This window comes from Methylibium sp. T29-B (assembly GCF_000576225.1).
Taxonomy (GTDB): domain Bacteria; phylum Pseudomonadota; class Gammaproteobacteria; order Burkholderiales; family Burkholderiaceae_C; genus Methylibium; species Methylibium petroleiphilum.
Genome location: NZ_AZSN01000200.1, coordinates 1 through 5,530, shown reverse-complemented (window position 1 = coordinate 5,530; position 5,530 = coordinate 1). Strand labels below are relative to the sequence as shown.

Annotated in this window: 6 protein-coding genes; 3 read left to right on the top strand and 3 right to left on the bottom strand. The window is 70.3% G+C overall.

Annotation, left to right across the window (positions count from 1 at the left end; genetic code table 11):
• Nucleotides 1-270: 270 nt before the first annotated feature.
• A complete protein-coding gene (locus Y694_RS19430) occupies nt 271-747 on the bottom strand; it encodes a tyrosine-protein phosphatase (protein WP_036235532.1) in 477 nt (158 codons plus the stop codon).
• Nucleotides 744-1,787, bottom strand: a complete 1,044-nt coding sequence (locus Y694_RS19425) for an LLM class flavin-dependent oxidoreductase (RefSeq protein ID WP_036235531.1) — start codon at nt 1,785-1,787, stop codon at nt 744-746. Before Y694_RS19425 ends, Y694_RS19430 begins: the two co-directional genes overlap by 4 nt.
• 270 nt (nt 1,788-2,057) lie before the next feature.
• Here Y694_RS19425 and Y694_RS19420 point away from each other — a divergent pair, with 270 nt between their 5' ends.
• Genes Y694_RS19420 through Y694_RS19410 form a run of 3 tightly spaced genes read left to right on the top strand, consistent with a single transcriptional unit; the run spans nt 2,058 to nt 4,467 of the window.
• Nucleotides 2,058-3,029, top strand: a complete 972-nt coding sequence (locus tag Y694_RS19420) for an MBL fold metallo-hydrolase (protein WP_011829782.1) — start codon at nt 2,058-2,060, stop codon at nt 3,027-3,029.
• 24 nt (nt 3,030-3,053) lie between these two features.
• The gene (locus Y694_RS19415) at nt 3,054-3,905 is read left to right on the top strand and encodes a quinoprotein dehydrogenase-associated SoxYZ-like carrier (RefSeq protein ID WP_051495909.1); all 852 of its coding nucleotides are present in this window, start codon (nt 3,054-3,056) and stop codon (nt 3,903-3,905) included.
• A gap of 10 nt (nt 3,906-3,915) precedes the next feature.
• Nucleotides 3,916-4,467, top strand: coding sequence for a hypothetical protein (locus Y694_RS19410; protein WP_036235529.1), 552 nt, complete (start codon nt 3,916-3,918; stop codon nt 4,465-4,467).
• Between the two features lie 10 nt (nt 4,468-4,477).
• Here the strand turns inward: Y694_RS19410 and Y694_RS19405 are convergent, their stop codons facing one another.
• A complete protein-coding gene (locus Y694_RS19405; RefSeq protein WP_310732279.1) occupies nt 4,478-5,434 on the bottom strand; it encodes a metal-dependent hydrolase in 957 nt (318 codons plus the stop codon).
• Nucleotides 5,435-5,530 lie beyond the last annotated feature (96 nt).

The following is a 5,530-nucleotide window of genomic DNA, read 5'->3' as shown; positions in this document are numbered from 1 at the left end:
CGGCCGGCTTGGCCGGCGGCGCGTCCGGGTGCTGCGCGGCGGCAGGCTGCGCTTCATGCCGGCCGAACCGCCACCGCCGAGGCGCTTGGCCTCCACGAGCGTCGGGGCCAGCCCCACTGCCAGCGACGCCGCCATCACCACACCAAGCCACCAACGCTTCATGTCCTGTTCCTTGTCAGAGTCTGCAGGCGGCCGATCGGTGGAAGGGCGCCTGTCGGAAGTATGACGTAAAGCTGACAAATTGGTTCCGAACGTCGCCGGCACCTGCGCTCAGAAGGTCTCGATCCAGCCCGACTGCCGTGCCGATTCGGGGTTCGACCCGGCTTCGCGCACCTGCTGCAGTGCCGCATCGGTGCTCAGACCCAGGCGCTTGAGCAGGCAGGCGGCGGCGGTGCCGGTGCGGCCGATGCCGGCAGCGCAATGCAGCAGCAGGACCTCGCCGCGGCCCAGGGCGAGCGCCATCTCCTCGATCCCGACCTGGAAGGCCGGTAGATCCGGCGCGACGCCGTAGTTGCGCATCGGTAGCGCCTGCCATTGGCAGGGCAGGGTGTGCGATTCGATGGCCGCCGCGTAGTCGGGCGACAGCTCGGCGATCTCCTCGAGGGGTGTCAAGCAGACGATGCGCGTCAGCCCGGCATCGCGCGCCACGGTGACGAACCGCTCCCAGGGTTGCAGCCGGCCCGGCATCGGCGACAGCCACACCCGACCGGCGACCCCGGGCGGCAGTGCGAGCGGGCGAAAGCTCATGCGGCGTTCTCCGGGGGTGTTGTTGCGAGGTCCGGCGCCAGGCCGAACTCGCGCGCCAGCAGCGCATAGGAGCGGCGGCGCACGGCCGGGTCGTGCGCCCAGGTGTTGACCACCAGTTCATCGAGCCCCAGCGCGGTCGCCAGCTCCCTCAGCTGCGCGGCGACCTGCGGGGCGCTGCCGACGAAGGCCTTGCGTTGCTGGGCCTCCAGGGCCGGTCCTTCCTCGGCGCTGAAGCCGCGTTCGGCAACTGCGTCGGGCGACAGCAGCGGGCCAAGACGGCCGCGAGCGCGGTCGATCCGCCAGCGGTCGCGGCTGAGCGCGTGGTGCCGTGCCTCGGCCTCGCTGTCGGCGGCGAGCGCCCAGACGCAGATCGTGGCCTGCGGCGTCGGGTGCCGTTCGCTCGGCTGGTACAGCGCGCGATACAGCGACAGGGCCTGCTCGACGCCCTGGCCGTCCATGAAGAAGTAGGCGAAGGCGTAGGGCAGGCCGAAGTGCGCCGCGAGCCGGGCGCCGTAGTCGGAGCTGCCGAGCACCCAGAGCGCGGGGGCCCGCTCGAAGTCGCGCGCGTCCGCCGGCGGCCGGGGATGCGCCACGATGCCGCGGTGTTGCCGCCCGGCGGTCCAGGCCTGCAGGTCGCGGATCTGCTCGGGGAACTGGTCGGCCGCGCCGTGGGCCTGCGGGTTGAGCGCGAGCGCGGTCCGCATGTCGCCGCCCGGCGCGCGGCCCACGCCCAGATCGATGCGCCCCGGCGCCAGCGCGTCGAGGACGCGGAACTGTTCCGCCACCTTCAGCGCTGCGTAGTGCGGCAGCATCACGCCCGCACTGCCGATGCGGATGCGGCGGGTGCGTGCGGCCACCGCGGCCATCAGCACCTCGGGCGCGGTGCCCACGATGGTCGGCAGGTTGTGGTGCTCGCTCAACCAGAAGCGCCGGTAGCCGAGCGTCTCGCAGTGCACGGCGAGATCGACGGTGTCGCGGATCGCCGCGTCCTCGCCGACACCGGCGAGTGCGATGGACTGGTCGAGGACCGAGAGTTGCATGGGCTGGGGGCCGGCAAGGCCGCATCGAGGAGGGCTCGATTGTCGGGAATCGGGGCGCATCTGGCCGGACCGGTTCAGTTCGACACTGACGGCGCCGGGGTCGGGCGCCGGCCGGCCCGCGCCCTTCGAGCTCGGTCGTGAGTCGAGGAAGGCCGACCCCACGCGGCAGTCGGTGCGGTGGGCCCGCTACAGTGAGGTCGGGAGACAAAACGAGAGCGCAGCGGGCCGCCGGGCCGGAATCGCTCCAGCCCCGAGCCCTGGAAGAAGAAGGTGCAGTTCGCCATCAGAAGAAGGATCCTGCTGCCGCTCGTCGGCGCCCTCGGCCTGGCCGCGGCGAGCGGCTGTGCCACGCTTGCGGCCCCCGGCGCGGACCCGACGGCGCCGAGGGCCGTCGAAGTGGCGTCCGGCGTGTACATGGTGCAGGGAAGCTCCGGCGAGGTGGACCTGGCCAACCAGGGCCGGCTGGGCAACGCCGGCTTCATCGTCGGTGACGCCGGCGTCATCGCGATCGACAGCGGCACGTCCTACCGTCATGGCCAGGCGCTGCTGGCCGAGATCGCGAGGGTGACCGACAAGCCCGTGAAGCTGCTCCTGCTCACGCATGCGCGCCAGGAGTTCATCTTCGGCGCTGCGGCCTTCCGAGAGCGCGGCATTCCGGTGCAGATGCAGCGCAAGGCCTCGCGGCTGATGACGGCGCGCTGCGAGGGCTGCCTGAAGACGCTCAATCGCGTGCTCGGCGAGGAGGCGATGCGTGGCACCGTGATGTTCAAGCCGGACACCGAGTTCGATGCGCCCTACGAGTCCGGGTTGATCGGTCGGCCGGTCCGGGTGCTGTACTACGGCCATTCGAGCGGGCCGGGCGACATCGCGGTGCTGGACGGGCGCACGGGCGTGCTGTTCGCCGGCGGCCTGCTCGACCAGCGCCGCATCCCCGACGTGCAGGACGGAGAGATCGACGGCTGGCGGCAGGCCCTGCAGGCACTGCGGGGGCTGCCGATCCGCCAGGTGGTTCCAGGGCACGGTCCGGTCGCGTCGGCCGCGCTGATCGACGGCGTGGACCGCTACCTGACCCAACTCGAATCCCGGCTGATCGAGCTGACCCGGGCCGACGCGGCGCTGAGCGAGGTGCCGGATGCGGCGGGTTTGCCCGAGTTCAAGGACTGGGACCAGTATCAGACGATCCACCGGCGCAACGCATCGATCGTCTTCGTGCGTATGGAGCGCGATCTGTTGGTCAGGTAAGAGGCAGGCATCCGGAGGATCACGATGCTGGAAAGCAAGCGGTCGAGACCGTCGAGGGGCGTTGCGGGGTGGCTGGTGGCGCTGCTGTTCGCCGCCGCAGGGGCAGTGGTGGGGCCGGTGCACGCGGCGCCGGGCGGCTTGCCGACCAACGTGGCGCACACCGACTCGTCGCCCGAGTGGGAGAAGCTGCGGCAACGGCTGTTCGCGTCGCGTCGCATCGAAACTGACTCCGGAAAGGTGCAGCTGATCGTGCCGCTGCGGGCCGCCTACGGCGCCTCGGTGCCGGTGAAGATCGTCTCGAAGCTGCCGCAGACCGCCGAGCTCTATGTCCGCAAGATGTACGTGCTGGTGGACAAGAACCCCTCGCCCGTGGCGGCGGTGCTCGACCTCACGACCGAACTCGGCCAGGCCGACTTCGAGACCCGCTTGAGGGTCGACGAGTACAGCCATGTGCGGGTCATCAGCGAATTGTCCGACGGCTCGCTGCACATGGATTCCCGCTACGTGAAGACCTCCGGCGGCTGCTCGGCGCCGCCGAACCGCGACGCGCTGCATCTGGTCGGCAAGACGGTGTTCAAGCTGCCCGAGCCGGCCCGCATGAACGCCGTGACGGCGGCCGACGTGACGGTGCTGCACCCCAACGACACCGGCTTCGAGCTCAACAACCAGACAGTGATGTTCATACCGCCGCACTTCGTGCGCTCGATCAGGGTGAGCTACGACCAGCGAAAGCTGTTCGACGCCGAGCTCGATTTCTCGGTCAGCGAGAACCCGACCTTCCGCTTCAACTTCGTGCCGCACGCCCGGGGCGAGCTGTCGGCCGAGGTCGAGGATTCGAAGGACGGGCGGTTCTCGGGTCGCCTGGCCGTGCAGTGAGACGACCCGCATGACGCCCTGGCTGCACCGCTGGCGCTCTGGCGCGTGGGTGCTGATGCTGGCGCTGGGCTCGTCGTTGGCGTCGCTCAGTTCTGCGGCCGGCCTGCCGTCGGCCTATGGCGCGGTGGTGTTGCAGCCCGGTGGCGGGCCGGAGCGGACCGAGTTCGACCTGACTACCGTGCGCGACCGGGCGCGTCAGGAGAACAAGAGGCTCTATGTCTACCTCGGTGCCAGCGATTGTCGCTATTGCCGTCAATACGAGGCCTTCCTGGAAAAGAACGCGCGGGAGCTGGTGCCGCGCTTCGCGGCGAAGTACATCGTGGTCGACCTGCGGAGTTCGCTGTCGGTGCCGGCCAGCCGCCTGTACTTCCGCGTCGGAGGGAGTGTCTGGCCTTATGGCGAATTCCAGCGCTCCATCGGCGACGAGCGTTCGCGCTTGCTGGTCTACCCGACGGTCTGGCTGTTCGACGCCGACTTGAGGCCGCTGATGCAGATGCCTTCGGGGGCCGGAACCTTCCAGACCGTGCCGGAGCAGATCGAGGTGCTCGATCTGGTGCAATAGGTCGCGCTGGTCAGCGTGGCGATGGCAGCGGTTCGCCGAGCAGGCGGCGCCAGAGCCACGGGCCCGTGCGCTGCAAGTCCGGCCGCACGCCGACCGGCAGTGGCGGTCGCGCCTCGAACCGCCCGTCGCGCTGCTCGGCGACGACGAAGCTGAAGAAGTAGCTCGGTTCGAGCCCCATGCGCAGGTCGGTGATGCGCACCTGACCGTCGCGCTGCTCGAGCTTGAAGAAGCCGTGGCTGAACGCGGCGATGCGCTGTGCGGGGAGGTTGTCGGCGAGCCGGGGCAGGAGCCCGGTGTCGTGCGGAAAGCGCTCGAAGCTGATGTGGGGTGTGTCGTCCAGCAGCGAATAGAAGCCCTCGGCGTGGCCGTCCGGCGTGAGGGCGAGCACGCGCCACAGCACGGTGTTGAACGGGGCCGGCGTCACCAGCAAGTCGCGCGCGGCCAGTCCCTGAGCCTGCAGCGAGGCCCGCGCGAGGCTCGTCACATGCTGCTGCGCGATCACGCTCCAGGCGAGGTAGCCGGTGCTCAGCAGCAGGCCCGCGGCGTTCCAGCGCAAGCCGCGGCCGGGCCACGCAACGAGCGCCAGGATCACACCCGCCAGCAGCGGCAGCGTGTAGAGCGGGTCGATGATGAAGATGCTGCCGACGGCGAACGGAAAGTCGCTGAACGGCCGGGCGAGTTGCGTGCCGTAGACCGTCATCAGGTCGAGCAGCGGGTGGGTGACGAGCGCGAGCCAGACGGCCAGCCACCAGCGGCCGAAGTGCGCGCGGTCACGGTGCAGCCCGGCGATGGCTGCGGCGAGCAGCGGCGCCGCCAGCGTCAGGAAGAACAGCGCGTGGCTCTCGGCGCGGTGCAGCGTCATGTTGCTGATCGCGTCACCGTGGTCGATGAAGGCGTCGAGGTCGGGCAGGGTGCCGCACAGGCCGCCCCACAGCGCGGCCTTCCAGGCGGCGGTGCGTCGGCCCATGACGCGATGCCGACGGCGGCGCCGAGTGCGAGCTGAGTCAGTGAATCCATCGGAGGCGGTGGGCGAAGCGGTGAGCCGTGCGGGCGAAGCGCGCAT